The organism is uncultured Anaerofustis sp. (assembly GCF_938029165.1).
GTDB lineage: Bacteria > Bacillota > Clostridia > Eubacteriales > Anaerofustaceae > Anaerofustis.
In genome coordinates, this window is sequence record NZ_CALHFB010000030.1 from 102111 (window position 1) to 118538 (window position 16428).

The following is a 16428-nucleotide window of genomic DNA, read 5'->3' on the forward strand; positions in this document are numbered from 1 at the left end:
TTTAAATAAAAAATGCACCAATATTAGGTGCATTTCTTATAATATTATTTATTTTATTCCCAAGGCTTCAAAACTACCTTAATTGCCTCTCCGGTCCTTGTCATTTCTATCCCTCTTTTTATTTCGGATAAAGGAAGAGTATGAGTAACAAATTTATCCGCAGGTATAGTACCGTCAACTATTAAATCAAGAGCATGCTTAAATGAATCGGGTGAAAAACTATATCCACCGCATATTTGCAGTTCTTTATAATGTATTAGATTACTGTCAAAATTTACATGGCAGTTATCATGAGGAAGTCCTCCGAACAATAAAACTTTTCCTCTTGGTCTTACATAGTGCGTTGCTTCCTCTTGCACAGCACCTACAGGACAAGCAGTAATAGCCACATCTACCCCGTCCCCGTCTGTTTCTCGCATAACTATTTCTTCTAAATTTTCGGTTGTAGGATTTACAAATAAATCTATGAAATCAAATCTTTTGGCTTTATCAAGTCTGGGCTGATTTACTTCAGATAATATAACTTTTTTAGCACCCCTGATTTTCGCCATTGCACTATGTAAATTACCAAGTGGTCCCGCCCCGATTATGAGGACGATATCGCCTTTTGTTATATTAATAAAATCATGAGTGGAATAAACGCTCGCCAAAGTTTCTGACAGCGGGGCTAAATCCAAATTAAAATCATCCGGTAAGATATGTAAGAATTTTGGATTTGCACCAACTTCCGGAAGTGCTACATAATGTGCATATCCCCCGTAAAAATCCATTCCCGGTACTACTATATTTTTACATTGGTTACCTAAATTTTTATCTGAAGTACAGAATTTGCATTTACCGCAGGTAATTCCCGGATTTAACATTACCTTCTGCCCTTTTTTATAATATTCACTGTCGCTTTCTTCAACTATCCCCGCAATTTCATGACCTATTACAAAAGGAGGTTTGACCTTATGATGTCCGGAATTAAATGTTCTGATATCAGAACCGCAAAGCCCTACGGATATGACTTTAATCAGTACACCATTTTTAGGACACTCTGGTGTTTCTACTTCTTCATAATCAAAATTTCCCGGTCCTTTATAAAGTATTGCTTTCATTTTCGTCTCCTTAAATCTAATTTATCTTAAGTTAAGTTTAATATTATAATTATATAATGGCAATACTGAAAATATTTTCACTAGTCTCAAACTTTTCTGTTTTTATATTAAAAAGCGTACTCTGAGGGCTAAGTGAGTACGCTTTTGAGGTGTAAAACCTGTCTGACCGATTAATATTTAAAATGTAAATACCCAGACAGTAACTTTTATTCTTCTTCAGGTTCTTGAAGAGCATCAAACCCTTCTTCACCTGTCCTGATTTTAACGACATTATCAAGCCCGTAAATAAAGATTTTTCCGTCTCCGATATTTCCTGTGTATAAAGCTTTTTTGGCAGCTTCGATAACGGTTCTGACAGGTACGGCTGCAACTACTATCTCTACTTTCAATTTAGGAAGGAGTACCGCATCTACTTCACTTCCACGATAATAGCTTTTTCTTCCCTTTTGGACACCGCATCCAAGTACATTTGTTACGGTCATACCCGTAACTCCAACTTTTTGCATTGCCGCCTTAAGAGAATTGAATTTATCTTTATTTATTACGATTGTGATTTTACTTATACCGGTATCGGTTTTAGTGATTTTAATTTGACTGTCTTTTTCATCAGCAGGTATATCTTCTATCGTTACTGCCGGAACAGGTTCCGTAACAGAAGCGAGACTGCCTTCGTCTTCCAATGAATAATAGAAATCCCCTGCGGGAGCAAAGTCTGCATAAGAACTTACCAATCCATGCTCGGTTATATCAAGTCCTAAAATTTCTTCTTCTTCACTTGCTCTAAGTCCCACTGTCTTTTGAATAAGTTTAAAGACAATAAACATGGTAACTAAGACATAAACAGCAACAGAAACAACCCCAAGCAACTGAATTAAAAACATATGAGTTCCACCGCCGTAAAAAAGTCCGCCGTCTAATGCAAATAATCCTGTAAGTAATGTACCTGTAGCACCGCAGCAGCCATGAACGGCAATAGCTCCGACAGGATCGTCTATCTTAAGTTTATGGTCGATGAATTCAACTGCAAATACTACTAAAGTACCTGCAACAGCACCTATAATGAAAGCACCTACGGGAGAAACCATATCACAGCCCGCTGTAATAGCGACCAATCCTGCCAAAGCACCGTTAAGTGTCATTGAGACATCAGGTTTCCCGTATCTTACCCATGTAACTATAAGCGTCATTAATGTAGCGGCAGCAGCTGCCATGTTTGTAGTTACGAATACACTTGAAGCGGATATCATCGCTTCATCTGTAGACATTGCTACAGTTGAACAACCGTTAAATCCAAACCAACCCATCCAAAGGATAAATACGCCTAAAGCACCGATTGCAATATTATGTCCGGGGATAGCTTTACTTTTTCCATCTTTATCATACTTTCCAATCCTTGGTCCAAGGATTTTAGCTCCTACCAATGCTGCAACTCCGCCGACCATATGTACTGCGGTAGAACCTGCAAAATCATGAAATCCCAACTGACTTAACCAGCCGCCACCCCAAATCCAATGTCCTGAAATAGGATAAATAACAGCACTTATAACCGCAGAATAAATAAGATAAGAAATGAATTTTGTTCTTTCAGCCATTGCACCCGAAACGATTGTGGCTGCAGTAGCACAAAATACTGTTTGAAAAATCACAAATGCCATTGTGGGAAAGGCACTGTCATAATTACCTCTGATAAAGAAATCTACTTTACCGATGACGCCCAATATATCAGGTCCCATCATTATCCCGAAACCAATGACCCAATAAATGATTGTACCGAGGACAAAGTCCATCAAGTTTTTCATAATAATATTTCCTGCATTTTTAGCTCTGGTAAACCCTGATTCTACCATGGCAAATCCCGCTTGCATCCAAAATACCAGTATAGCTCCCAGCAATACCCAAATGGTATCGAGAGCATTAAATGTTGTCTCCATTTTAATTACCTCCAAATTTTATTGTTAATTTATATAAAAAAGCGTGTAATCATATAGAATATCTATACAATTACACGCCTTCGTGTCGAATTTATTAAATTAATTTTGATTACTTATTTTACACTAAATAAAATTTCTCCGTATGTAGGATATGGCCAGAAATCTCTGTCTACGATAGTTTCCAGTTCATCTGCATATTTTCTGACTTCTTCCATATTTTCAAATACATCTTTTCTGAATGACATGGCTCTTTCTTGTACATCTTCGATATTTTCAGCCTTTTTTAGTCCTTCTTCCAAAGTAGCGATAGCTTTATATAATGAAGCGTTAAGAGAGCTTACTCTCATTACCGTATCTTCTTCAACCGTGCTGTCAGCCGCAGGACAAACATCTTTCTTAACCGCTAGAGTCTCTGCAACTTCTTTTACGTATGATACACATGAAGGCAAGATTGAAGCTTTTGCCATATCCAGGCAAGCTTTTGCTTCTATTGAAATTACATTTGAATAATCTTCAAGAAGAACTTCCGTTCTGCTTTCAACTTCTTCTTTTGTAAGAACTTTATGTTTTTCAAATAATGAAATATTTTCTTCTCTCTTATAATAAGGGATCGCTTCCGCACAAGTTTTTAAATTAAGTAATTCTCTTTTTTCTGCTTCAACTACCCATTCATCGGAATATCCGTCACCGTTAAATATAATCCTTTGATGCTTCGTAAACGTATCTTTAATCAACTTCTTAATAGCTTCATCAGAATTGTCTTTTTCAAGGATATCAGCAAACTCACAGAAAGCATCGGCAACAATAGTATTAAGCATCATATTTGAACATGCAACCGAATCCTGTGAACCTACCATTCTGAATTCAAATTTGTTTCCGGTAAATGCAAAAGGTGATGTTCTGTTTCTGTCCGTAGTATCCTTTGTTAAATCGGGAAGGACTGTAGCACCGAGGTTAAATTTAGTTTTTCCTTCGCTCTTATAATCATTATCTGAGATGATCGCATCTACAACTCCTTTTAAATCATCTCCCAAGAAAATGGATATGATTGCGGGAGGAGCTTCATTTGCACCGAGTCTATGGTCATTACCCGCACTTGCAACGGAAATCCTAAGCAGATCCTGATGTTCGTCAACGGCTTTAACAACAGCCGCAAGTACTAATAAGAACTGCATATTTTGTTTAGGGTCATTTCCCGGTGATAGTAGATTTTCACCTTCTTTTGTCGTAATAGACCAGTTATTATGTTTACCGCTTCCGTTAATACCTTCAAATGGTTTTTCGTGAAGTAAACATACCAAACCATGTTTTTTTGCAACTTTTTTCATCATTTCCATCATAATTTGGTTTTGATCGCAAGCTGTATTAGTAGAAGCATATACAGGAGCCAATTCGTGCTGAGCTGGAGCTACTTCGTTATGTCTGGTTTTAGCGGTTATACCAAGTTCCCATAAAGTTTCATCCAAATCTTGCATATATTTCATTATAGGACCTTTTATAGGAGCAAAATAATGGTCATCCATTTCTTGTCCTTTTGGAGTCGGAGCACCGAATAAGGTTCTTCCTGTGTAAATTAAGTCAGGTCTATTTTTGTACATTTCTTCAGAAATAATAAAGTATTCCTGTTCTGCACCTACTGATGTAGTAGCTCCAGCACTTTCTTTACCTAAAAGTTTAAGAAGTCTTACAGCTTGATCGCTTATTGCTTCTATGGATTTAAGCAAAGGTGCCTTTTTATCTAATACTTCGCCGTTATAAGAACAGAATATTGCAGGAATGCAAAGCGTATTATCTTTAATAAAAGCATAGCTTGTAGGGTCCCAAACCGTATATCCTCTGGCTTCATTTGTAGCTCTGAGTCCCCCTGAAGGGAATGATGAAGCATCAGGCTCGGCCTGAACCAAATCTTTTCCGGAAAGCCTTATAACAACTTTATCTCCTGCCGGTTCTATAAATGCATCATGCTTTTCGGCGGTTAAACTGGTCATTGGCTGGAACCAATGTGTATAATGCGTACAGCCGTTTTCCAGTGCCCATTCTTTCATTGCATGCGCAACCGCATTTGCAATTGTTATATCTAGGGCTTCACCCTCTTCTATAGTTTTCTTCAATATCTTATATGTATCGTTTGATAGTTTTTCCTGCATGGTTTCATCATTAAAAACTTTACACCCGAATAAACTCGCAACTCTATCCATCATTATTTATACATCCTTTCTCTTAGTTAAATTAAATATTTATTAATTTTACAATATGAATTAATTATACATTTTTTTTCATAATCTTTCTACCATATTTTAAATCTTTATATTCCTTTTCACCTTTTTAACCTTTCATTATAAAGTCAATAAAACCTATCTTTATCTTTATACCATTTTAATTTTAAAAAAGAAAAAGGCGCCGTAAGCTTTTTGCCTACAGCGCCGTTGCTGTTATGAATGCATAATACTACGCAAGTTCGTATTTGTCAAGTATTTTTTTATTATTTTTTAAATATTTAGAAAATTCAATTTATTTACGTATTAAGTCTTGATTTTTATTGCTTCCGGGTGTATACTATTTCCACTATAAAATTAAATAGCCGGACAAAGAAGTCCAATGAACATAGATTGTATTCTGTGTTTATTGGATTTTTTTATGTTTTCATGGGGGTGTAAAAATGGTATTTGATGAAAGATATAAAGAAGGGAATGTAAGGATTCCCTCCGGATGTGCAATAAGCGGTATATTTCATAAAGACGGAAGAAAGACCGACGGAAGAGATATTATAACTTCTATTGAAGTCATGCATGAAAGAAGTAATGGTTTAGGCGGAGGCTTTGCAGCATATGGGATTTATCCGGAATATAAAGATTATTATGCTTTTCATGTATTCTTTGATGACAATATAGCAAGAAAAGAATGCGAGACATTCTTAGACACTCATTTTGATGTTATTGACTACGGAATAATTCCTACAAGGAAAATAGATAAAATAAAAAATGAACCATTGATTTATATATATTTTTTATTTCCAAAAGAATCAAAATTAAAATCTTCACAATTGGATGAAAAAGAATTCGTAGTCCAAAGTGTAATGAATATAAATACAAATATGAAGGGATGTTATGTTTTTTCAAGCGGAAAAAACATGGGATCTTTTAAAGCCGTAGGTTATCCCGAGGATGTCGGAGAATTTTATAAACTGGATGACTACAAAGCATATTCATGGACGGCACACGGAAGATATCCGACAAATACACCGGGTTGGTGGGGAGGAGCTCACCCTTTCAGCCTGCTGGATTATTCTATAGTACATAACGGAGAAATATCTTCATATGACGCGAACAGAAGATATATTGAAATGTTCGGATATAAATGTAATTTACTTACAGATACGGAAGTTATTACATATATGATGGATTATTTATTAAGAAAAAAAGGATTGAACCTTGAAGAAACCGCGGAAATTATAGCTGCACCGTTTTGGAGCACAATCGAAAGAATGGAAGAAAAAGAAAAAGAAAGATTAACATATCTAAGAACTATGTTTTCAAGCATGTTAATAACAGGGCCTTTTTCTATTATGCTTGGATTTGAAGGCGGTATCATGGCTCTTAACGACAGACTTAAACTTCGCTCGATGGTAGTCGGAGAAAAGGGAGAAGACGTTTATATTGCAAGCGAAGAAAGTGCAATAAAAATTATACAAAAAGACTTCGACAGAATTTATTCTCCTGCCGGCGGAGAAGCCGTAATCGTAAAACTAAATGAGGGGGCTAAATAAAATGGGAATTAATTTTATACATCCACAGTTTGAAGTGGTAAGAAATCAAGATAGATGTATACAGTGCAGAGTCTGCGAAAGACAGTGCGCAAACGAAGTTCATTTTTACGATGAAGACAGCAAGTTAATGTTAAGCGACGAAACAAACTGTGTTGCTTGTCACAGATGTGTTTCTCTGTGCCCTACAAAGGCTTTAAAAATAGTTGAAAGCGATCATACTTTTAAGCCACATGCAAACTGGACGGGAGAACAAATAGAAAATATTTACAGACAAGCCGAAAGTGGAGGAGTTCTTCTTGCCTCAATGGGAAACCCCAAAAGCTATCCTATTTATTTTGATAAAATGCTGATTAACGCATCTCAGGTTACTAATCCTTCCATTGACCCTTTAAGAGAACCTATGGAAACAAAAGTAAGCCTTGGAAAGAAAAATGTAGAAATAAAAAGAGATAAAAACGGAAATATAATTCCCGATATTCCTCCTCAAATAAAACTTAATGTACCAATAATGTTTTCTGCCATGTCATATGGTTCAATAAGCTATAATGCTCATGAAAGTTTAGCAAGAGCGGCAAGCGAGCTGGGAATAATGTATAACACAGGTGAAGGCGGACTTCATGAAGATTTTTATAAATATGGTAAGAATACTATAGTACAAGTGGCTTCAGGAAGATTTGGTGTACATAAAGACTTTTTAAACATAGGTGCAGCAATAGAAATAAAAATGGGACAAGGTGCTAAACCGGGTATCGGAGGACATCTTCCGGGAGAAAAAATAGGTCCGGATATTTCAAAAACCAGAATGATACCCGAGGGAAGCGACGCTATAAGCCCCGCACCTCATCATGATATATATTCCATAGAAGATTTAAGACAGCTTGTATTATCCCTTAAGGAAGCGACAAATTATGAAAAGCCGGTAATAGTAAAAATCGCCGCCGTACATAATGTGGCTGCAATAGCAAGCGGAGTTGCAAGAAGCGGAGCGGACATAATCGCAATAGACGGTTTCAGAGGAGGAACAGGAGCTGCTCCTACAAGGATAAGAGATAATGTAGGAATTCCAATCGAGCTTGCTCTTGCAAGCGTAGATTCAAGACTTAGAAACGAAGGTATAAGAAACAATGTTTCACTTGTAGTGGGAGGAAGTATAAGAAGCAGTGCAGATGTCGTAAAATCAATAGCACTCGGTGCCGACTGTGTATACATTGCAACATCAGCCTTAATGGCTCTTGGATGTCATTTATGCAGAAACTGCCACAGTGGTAAATGCAACTGGGGTATCGCCACTCAACGCCCCGATTTAGTAAAAAGATTAAATCCGGATATAGGATATAAAAGAGTAGTTAATTTGGTTACCGCCTGGGAACATGAAATAAAAGAGATGATGGGCGGAATGGGTATTAACTCAATCGAAGCATTAAAAGGAAACAGATTAATGCTGAGAGGCGTAGGACTTAATGAAAAAGAACTTGAAATACTTGGAATTAAACATGCGGGAGAATAGAATTGAAAAGAGTATATGTTAACGAAGAATGGTGCTTAGGCTGTCATTTATGTGAATATAATTGCGCTTTTGCAAACAGCAATGAAGACAGAATGGTCAAAGCACTTAAAGATAAAAAAATCAGACCCAATATAAACGTAGAGGAAAATAAAGATATACACTTTGCAGTTTCATGCAGACACTGCGATGATGCGATTTGCGTTAAAAGCTGTATAAGCGGTGCACTTACAAAAAAAGATGGATTGATAAGCGTAAATAAAGAAAAATGTATTGGTTGTCTAACCTGCGTTTTAGTCTGCCCTTACGGAGCTGTACATCCCGACGAAGAAAATGGTGTGGTAGATAAATGTGAATTTTGTACTAATAATTTAAAGGGCGAACCAAACTGCGTAAAAGGGTGTCCCAATAATGCCATTGTATTCGAAGAAAGGGGTTAAATATGAGCAAATATGTAATTATAGGAGGTTCTATTGCTGCTATAGGAACAATAGAAGGAATAAGAAGTATAGATAAAGACGGTGAAATAACATTGATAAGTGATGAAAATCATTTTATCTATTCTCGCCCTTTAATTTCTTACCTAGTTCAAGGTAAAACAGACTTAAAGAATATGAGATATCGAGATGATGATTTTTATAATAAAAACAATGTAAAGGTAATAAAAGGAGTCAGGGCTTTAAATATCAATCACCAAGACAAATACATATCCCTTAGTAATAATGAAAATATCCCTTATGAAAAATTAATGATTGCAACAGGCTCTTCTCCTTTTATCCCTCACATTGAAGGAGAAGAAAAAGTAATAAATAAATTTACTTTCATGTCCCTTGATGATGCACTAAGTTTACAAAAAAAAATAAATAAAGACAGCAAAGTATTGATTTTGGGAGCAGGACTTATAGGGCTCAAATGTGCCGAAGCGGTAAATGATAAAGTAAAAAGCGTAACAGTAGTGGATCTTGCGGATAGGATTCTTCCGAGCATACTAGATAATAAAGGATGTAAAATCGTTCAAAAACATATAGAAAAACAAGGCGTTAAATTTGTTTTAAACAATAGCATAACCGGTATAAATGAACATCAGGCGACACTAAAAGATAATACTGTAATTGATTTTGATGTTTTTGTAGTGGCAGTGGGAGTAAGACCAAATATATCATTGGCAAAAGAAATAGGAGCGGAAGTCAACAGGGGCATTATAACAGATAAAAAAGGAATGACAACAATAAAAGACATTTATGCTGCGGGAGACTGCACCGAGAGCTATGATATAACCAGAGAACAAAATATTATCCTAGCGTTACTTCCAAATGCTTACTTTAAAGGGGAAACCGCAGGGATAAATATGGCAGGAGGGAAAAAATCATACAATAACGCAATTCCAATGAACTCACTCGGGTTGTTCGGACTTCATATGGTAACAGCAGGAAATTATGACGGAGAAGAATATATTATTGAAAAGAATAACTATTATAAAAAACTTATATACAAGGACGGACTTTTAAAAGGATATATTATTATTGGAGATGTAAATAAATCCGGAATTTATACATATTTAATAAGGGAAAAAGTAAAATTAAATGATATAGATTTTGATTTAATTAAAGATAATCCCGGGCTTATTGCCTTTTCCAAAGAATACAGAGGGACTACTCTGGGAGGGAAAAAATTATGATGGAAATAAATGCAAAAGGACTTGAACATAGAGAAATAAATTTGGAAATAAAAGCATGTGCCATAAAAGAAAGGGATATTACCGTAAAGGAAGTAATGGGACAAAGATTTATTGGTTCTGCCCTATCTAAAACAAATCTTATAATAAACGGAGTTCCCGGTAATGCTGTGGGAGCATATCTTGACGGCGCTAAAATCACCATAAACGAAAATGCACAGGACGCTACCGGAGATACCATGAATGACGGAGAAATCATAATCCACGGTTCAAGCGGAGATGCCACGGGATATGCAATGAGAGGCGGAACTATATATGTTAAAGGTGACGTCGGTTACAGAGCCGGAATTCATATGAAAGCTTATAAGGATAAAAAACCCACTATAGTTATCGGAGGAAAAACCGGTTCATTCCTCGGAGAATATCAAGCGGGAGGAAATATCATAGTTCTTGGATTAGAATATGAAAACAAAGAAATCCCATTGGGACATTTTTGTGCAACGGGAATGCACGGAGGAAAAATATTTTTAAGAACGAAATATCCGCCCAAAATAGAAACTGATAAATTGATTATTAAGGAAGCGGACGCTGAAGATATAGATGAAATCAAAGAATATATAAAAAAATTCAGTTCTTACTTTGACAAAGAATATGATAAAATAATTAATAGTAAGTATTATGCAATAATACCTAATACAAAAAGTCCTTACAAACAATTATACACTAATCATTAGGAGGAGTAGTATATGAACAGTATAACAAGGGAAGTAATCAATTTTGTCAGAGAAAATGATATAAAATTTATTCGACTAGCATTCTGTGACATCTTTGGTGTACAAAAAAATATAGCTATAATGTCAGACGAACTTGAAAATGCCTTTGAAAATGGAATTTCTTTTGATGGATTTTCAATTGACGGATTTTTAAATGACAAAAGCAGTCATCTTCTGCTTTACCCCGATCCGTCTACACTATCCATATTACCATGGAGACCTTCGGAAGGAAGAGTTGCAAGATTTTTTTGTGACGTCAAATATCCAACAAAAGAATTATTTGATAATGACTCAAGGTATATTCTAAAAAAAGCAATCAATAAAGCAAAAGATATGGGATATCTGGCTAAAATAGGAGCGGAATGCGAATTTTATATCTTCGAAACCGATGACGAAGGACATCCCACTATGATACCTTATGACGAAGGCGGATATTTTGATGTTTCTCCTTTAGACAAAGGTGAAAATATACGTAGAGAGATTTGTCTCACACTGGAACAAATGGGTATTACTCCAATAAGCTCTTATCATGAGAGAGGTCCGGGACAACATAGAATTAAATTCAGATACGGAGATCCGCTGACGGCAGCAGATGATTTTATTACATTTAAATGGATTGTAAAATCAATCGCAAATAAAAACGGAGGTTATGCGACATTTATGCCAAAACCTCTAAAGGAACTATATGGCAGCGGACTTCATGTGAGTCTTCTATTATTTAAAGAAGGTAAAAATATATTATCTGAAGGTCTTGATAAATCAAGTGAAGCTAAATCTTTTATAGCAGGAATAATGAATAGGATAAACGAAATTACCGCTATATTAAACCCAACTAGGAATTCATATAAAAGATTCGGAGAATTTCATGCACCTAAATATATTACTTGGTCAGAAAAAAATCCAAATACTTTGATAAAAGTTACTACATTCAATAAAGATAAAGCAAAATTTAAATTAAGGTCTGTAGACCCAACAACCAATCCATACCTTGCTTTTGCCTTGATTTTACTTGCAGGTTTAAAAGGTATAGAAAACAAAGAAAAAATAGAGGATAAAGCAAATATCAAATCTATAATGGAAGAAGATATACCGACCGGAGTAAATATGCTTCCGCAAAACTTTAAGAGTGCTTTAAAGATATTTGAAAAAAGTGCATTTGCTGAGAAATGCTTAGGAAAAAATTTAGTTAATAACTTTATTGAGAAAAGAAAAAAAGATTTAAAAATTGACGAAGATATTCAAGAGCTTAAATACTTTTTAATGGATTAAAATATAGAAATTTTATTACAAGGGGGTGATTATTTGGAAAAAGTATTGATAGTATCCGCAAATGAAAAATCAAAAGATACACTATGCGAATTATTAAAAGAATATAATAATATCCAAATAGTTACCACGACTTCCGCGTCAAAAGCAAGAAGATATGCCGCAAATAATGAATTATCAATTGCCATAATCAACACTCCGCTGAGAGAAGAATTCGGTACCGAACTTAGTATAGATTTATCAAGATTGAATATAGGAACTTTATTGCTGGTTAAAAGCGATATTGCAGAGGAAATTAGAGCAGATGTAGAAAGCTTCGGAGTACTAATCATATCTAAACCTGTTATAAAATCTCTTTTTTATCAATCACTTAGACTGCAAATGTCAGTGAAAAACAGACTTATTTCTTTAAAAAAGGAAAATGAGCAGCTTAAAAATAAAATAGAAGAAATTAAAATCGTGGATAGAGCTAAACTCATACTAATGGAAAATGAGCATTTAAATGAAAATGAAGCACATAAGTACATAGAAAAAGAAGCTATGAACCGCAGATTAAATAGATATGAAATAGCAAAGGAAATACTTGATAAGTATAATATTTCTTGACATATGTATTCTTATATTATAAAATATTTTTTAATTCGTAGTTGAATTAACATAAGTGGATTAGGAAAACTTATGTATGTAACATAAGTTTTTTTAATGCAAAAAGGAGATAAAATGATCAGAGATATAATATTTCTTATAATAGGATTTATACTTCTTATAAAAGGTGCGGACTTATTTGTGGAAGGCTCCAGCTCGGTGGCAAAACTTTTAAAAGTTCCTACTATTATTATAGGGCTAACAATAGTTGCAATGGGAACAAGTGCACCGGAGGCAGCTGTCAGTATTTCCGCAGCACTCAAAGGGCAAAATGCGATTGCCATAGCAAATGTCATTGGTTCAAATATATTTAATCTTTTAGTCGTAGGCGGAGTATGCGCTGTAATAACCCCGATAATAGTCAAAAAAAGCATTATTAAAAGGGAATATCCATTTTCAATCATAATAAGTATACTGTTACTGTTTTTCATTTCCGATTTTATATTTGGAAATAATAATATTACGATTGGAAGATTTGAAGGTCTTATCCTTTTAGTATTATTTATACTATTTCTTATATATATGGTTGTTTCTGCCATTAAAAACAGAGAAGAGTTAGATGAAGATTTTATAGTTCTTTCTCCTATAAAAAGTGTATTATATATACTACTGGGTCTTGTAGGTGTAATCTACGGAGGAGATGTAGTAGTTGACTCAGCGTCTTCAATAGCATCCAGTTTAGGTTTAAGCGCAAATTTGATAGGACTAACTATAATAGCACTTGGGACAAGCCTTCCCGAACTCGTTACAAGTATCGTTGCCGCAAGAAAAGGAGACAGTGATATGGCACTGGGAAATATAATTGGCTCAAATATTTTCAATATCTTATTGATTTTAGGTATGGCATCCTTCATTCATCCGATAGCAGTATCAATGGAATCTGTTTTTGATTTAATTATGCTTTGTATAGTGAGTATAATTACTTACTTCTTCTGCATATCCAAAGATAAAATAAATAAAAAAGAAGGCTTTGTAATGATTTTTATGTATTTGATATACATGATTTACATTATAAACAGGTAAAATTTTAATAAAAAAAGGCTTCAATTATGAAGTCTTTTTTATTTATGCTTCTTCAATTTGTTTTAAAGTCATTTTTATAGCAGTATCCAAATCTTCATGAAGACTGAATAAGCCCCTGTTTCCGACGATATAAACATCTACCCCTGCTTCTTTATATTCTCTGAAATGTTCTTTATTTACAACGCCGTCAATTTCTATTAAAAAATTCAAATCTCTTTCTTTTCTGATTTTAACTAACTTTTTTATTTTATCTAAAGTTCCCGGTATAAAATCACCACCCGCAAACCCCGGCTCTTCCGTCATTACAGTAATCTTATCAATTTCACAAATATAAGGCATCAAAGTTTCTTCGCCTATTTCAGGACACAGTACCACACCGAACTCTTTGTTTCTTTCATGTAAAAACTTACTGGTTCTAAATGCTTCGTTAATAAGTTTTTCAGAATGAATGCTTACACAGTCCGCACCGCAGTCAACCATTTCTTCCAAATAGTAAAAAGGATCCACGAGCATTACATGCGCATCTAATTTTGCGGAAGTTACTTTTCTTACAGCCTTCATAAAAGGAGGTGTGAAAGAAAAATTTTTAAAATATACTCCGTCGATTATATCGACATGATAAGAATATACATATGGATTAAGAGTTTTTATTTGACTTTCTATATTAAGCAGATCCATACACATAAGAGATGGACTTATTTTATATTTCATTTTTACCTCCCTAAATATATTCATTTATAATATATCATAAAAAAATTATAAAACACAAATATATTTATATAAAAAGAAAACTGATTTATAAAATAAATCAGTTTAATTATTGTTTATAATATCTTTTATTTCATTTGCGGCTCTATTTATATCATCATTGACCACTATGTAATCATATTTATTTTTAAATAATATCTCTTCTTTAGCCGTCGCAATTCTAAGTTTTAACTGTTCATCGCTTTCCGTTTTTCTGTTTGTAAGTCTTTCGATAAGTTCTTTCTCACTTGGGGGCATTATAAATATAAGTACAGCCTTATCGTTTTGTCTTTTTATTTGCATAGCACCCTGAACATCTATTTCAAGAATTACATTATATCCGCCGTCCAGCATTTCATCTACTTTTTCTTTAAGGGTTCCGTAGTAATGATTGAATACACTGGCAAATTCGTAAAAAGCTTTCTTTTTTATCTTTTTTTGAAATTCTTCATTACTTAAAAAATAATAATTAACTCCTTCTTCTTCACCTTTTCTCATAGGTCTGGTCGTTGCGGAAATCGATATTTTTATATTTTCTTCTTTTTCAAGTTCTTTACATATAGTACTTTTTCCGCTTCCCGAAGGTCCCGAAATAACAAATAATTTTCCCCTCATGAATATCTCCTATTATTTAAAAATTTAATACCATTATATAATCTTCATCATTTTCTTTTATTATATCAAATCCCAGCTTTTTATACAAATCAACAGCATAATTTTCTTTATTGACACTCAAAGAAACTCTATTATAATTCTTTTTAAGTACTTTAAGATGTTCTTTAAGTAAAGCTGTCCCTATACCTTTATTTCTGTATCCTTTTAAAACAGAAACAGCGATTTCGGGAGTATTATTATCGATATTACCGTAACCCTTTATATCACCGCTTAGTATCCTGCTCCAGGATAAAGCAACAATTTTATTATTATATTCACATCCTAAAATAATATCATCTGCTTTTCCAAGTCCTTCGATATAGTTATAAATTTCTTTATTATAGATTATACTTTTATCTATGGGATTACTGTCTTCAGGTATGTAAATCGCATTAAATAAGAACTCTTCCAATATTTGCATGTCAGGATTTTTTATTAATTTTATATTATACTTCATTTTTTATTCTATATTTTGGATTTGTTCTCTTATCTTTTCAAGTTCGCTTTTTATTTCGACTACTGAAGAACTGATTTCAAAACTGTTGGATTTTGAAGCTATTGTGTTCGCTTCCCTGTTTATTTCCTGAAGTAAAAAATCAAGTTTTCTTCCTATAGGTTCTTTCTTTTCTATTATGGTTAAGAATGATTTAAGATGATTATCTAATCTTACCAATTCTTCTGTTATATTGACTTTTTCTGAATATAAGGCAATTTCAGTAGCTAATCTATCAGAATCGATTATTCCTAATTTATATTTTTCTATATTATCATTTAATTCCTTGGCATAGTTTACCGGGATGTCATGAGCCAATTTAGAAATTTTTTCAGTCTCTGCACTTACAATATCGATCCTTTTTATGAAATCCTTCTTAAGTGCCTCGCCTTCAAGTCTCCTGCTTTCAACCAAAGTCTCTACAGCTTCACTAATTGCTTCTTCAAAATACTTCCATTGTTCTTCCAAATCAATTTCAGCTTCTTCTGTTTTTATAACCTCAGGATATCTTGCTATAGTAGTTATTGCAATATCGTTTTTAATATCGGTAAATTCACATCCGATTTTATTTAATATATCATAATATTCTTTAGCAAGGTTTTCATCATAAACCAAAGAAACATCTTCACTGCCAAATTTTTCGGTCTTAATAAAGACATCGATTCTTCCTCTGTTTACTTTCTTACTTATAAGATTTCTTACTCTCTCTTCAAAAGCAGAATATTTCCTGGGTAATCTTATATTAAAATCTCTGTACCTGTGATTTATAGTTTTGATTTCAACATCTATTACCAAAGTTTCGCTTCTGTATTCTCCTCTTCCGAAACCTGTCATGCTTTTCATAATATTTC

The 16428-nt window shown here is 34.0% G+C and carries 15 protein-coding genes; 8 read left to right on the forward strand and 7 right to left on the reverse strand.

From position 1 onward, the window contains the following. Positions 1–53: 53 nt before the first annotated feature. From Q0516_RS03495 to Q0516_RS03505, 3 genes are all read right to left on the reverse strand, one after another. Positions 54–1100 (reverse strand): alcohol dehydrogenase catalytic domain-containing protein, encoded by a 1047-nt coding sequence (locus Q0516_RS03495; protein WP_294465955.1) that lies wholly within the window; start codon positions 1098–1100, stop codon positions 54–56. Positions 1101–1306: 206 nt separating this feature from the next. Further along, positions 1307–3031, reverse strand: coding sequence for an ammonium transporter (locus Q0516_RS03500; protein WP_294465958.1), 1725 nt, complete (start codon positions 3029–3031; stop codon positions 1307–1309). Positions 3032–3144: 113 nt separating this feature from the next. Next, positions 3145–5229 carry a glutamine synthetase III gene (locus tag Q0516_RS03505; RefSeq protein ID WP_294466210.1) on the reverse strand — a complete coding sequence of 695 codons (2085 nt, stop codon included), beginning with the start codon at positions 5227–5229 and terminating at the stop codon, positions 3145–3147. A 461-nt stretch (positions 5230–5690) separates the two neighbouring features. Here Q0516_RS03505 and Q0516_RS03510 point away from each other — a divergent pair, with 461 nt between their 5' ends. The 8 genes from Q0516_RS03510 to Q0516_RS03545 all read left to right on the forward strand — a co-directional run bounded on the left by Q0516_RS03510 (position 5691) and on the right by Q0516_RS03545 (position 13683). Beyond that, on the forward strand, positions 5691–6797 hold the full coding sequence (locus tag Q0516_RS03510; protein WP_294465960.1) for a glutamine amidotransferase family protein: 1107 nt from the start codon (positions 5691–5693) through the stop codon (positions 6795–6797). Between the two features lies 1 nt (position 6798). Further along, a complete protein-coding gene (locus Q0516_RS03515; protein ID WP_294465964.1) occupies positions 6799–8304 on the forward strand; it encodes a glutamate synthase-related protein in 1506 nt (501 codons plus the stop codon). Positions 8305–8306: 2 nt separating this feature from the next. Then, positions 8307–8741 carry a 4Fe-4S dicluster domain-containing protein gene (locus tag Q0516_RS03520; protein WP_294465968.1) on the forward strand — a complete coding sequence of 145 codons (435 nt, stop codon included), beginning with the start codon at positions 8307–8309 and terminating at the stop codon, positions 8739–8741. 2 nt (positions 8742–8743) lie between these two features. Further along, complete coding sequence (locus Q0516_RS03525) at positions 8744–9979, forward strand: FAD-dependent oxidoreductase (protein ID WP_294465972.1); 1236 nt, start codon at positions 8744–8746, stop codon at positions 9977–9979. Continuing rightward, entirely contained in the window at positions 9976–10710 is a 735-nt protein-coding gene (locus tag Q0516_RS03530) for a glutamate synthase (RefSeq protein ID WP_299237449.1), read from the forward strand. Before Q0516_RS03525 ends, Q0516_RS03530 begins: the two co-directional genes overlap by 4 nt. Before the next feature lie 12 nt (positions 10711–10722). Next, positions 10723–12018, forward strand: a complete 1296-nt coding sequence (locus Q0516_RS03535; RefSeq protein WP_294465976.1) for a glutamine synthetase family protein — start codon at positions 10723–10725, stop codon at positions 12016–12018. A gap of 33 nt (positions 12019–12051) precedes the next feature. Continuing rightward, positions 12052–12621, forward strand: a complete 570-nt coding sequence (locus tag Q0516_RS03540; protein ID WP_294465981.1) for an ANTAR domain-containing protein — start codon at positions 12052–12054, stop codon at positions 12619–12621. Positions 12622–12735: 114 nt separating this feature from the next. Continuing rightward, positions 12736–13683, forward strand: a complete 948-nt coding sequence (locus tag Q0516_RS03545; protein ID WP_294465984.1) for a calcium/sodium antiporter — start codon at positions 12736–12738, stop codon at positions 13681–13683. A gap of 42 nt (positions 13684–13725) precedes the next feature. On the opposite strand, the gene Q0516_RS03550 is transcribed toward Q0516_RS03545, so the two are convergent. The 4 genes from Q0516_RS03550 to Q0516_RS03565 form a co-directional block, all read right to left on the reverse strand. Next, the gene (locus Q0516_RS03550; protein ID WP_294465989.1) at positions 13726–14394 is read right to left on the reverse strand and encodes an allulose-6-phosphate 3-epimerase; all 669 of its coding nucleotides are present in this window, start codon (positions 14392–14394) and stop codon (positions 13726–13728) included. A 102-nt stretch (positions 14395–14496) separates the two neighbouring features. Then, positions 14497–15045 (reverse strand): guanylate kinase, encoded by a 549-nt coding sequence (gene gmk / locus Q0516_RS03555; protein ID WP_294465991.1) that lies wholly within the window; start codon positions 15043–15045, stop codon positions 14497–14499. 16 nt (positions 15046–15061) lie between these two features. Then, complete coding sequence (locus Q0516_RS03560) at positions 15062–15541, reverse strand: GNAT family N-acetyltransferase (RefSeq protein WP_294465995.1); 480 nt, start codon at positions 15539–15541, stop codon at positions 15062–15064. 3 nt (positions 15542–15544) lie between these two features. After that, positions 15545–16420 (reverse strand): YicC/YloC family endoribonuclease, encoded by an 876-nt coding sequence (locus Q0516_RS03565; RefSeq protein WP_294465999.1) that lies wholly within the window; start codon positions 16418–16420, stop codon positions 15545–15547. Positions 16421–16428 lie beyond the last annotated feature (8 nt).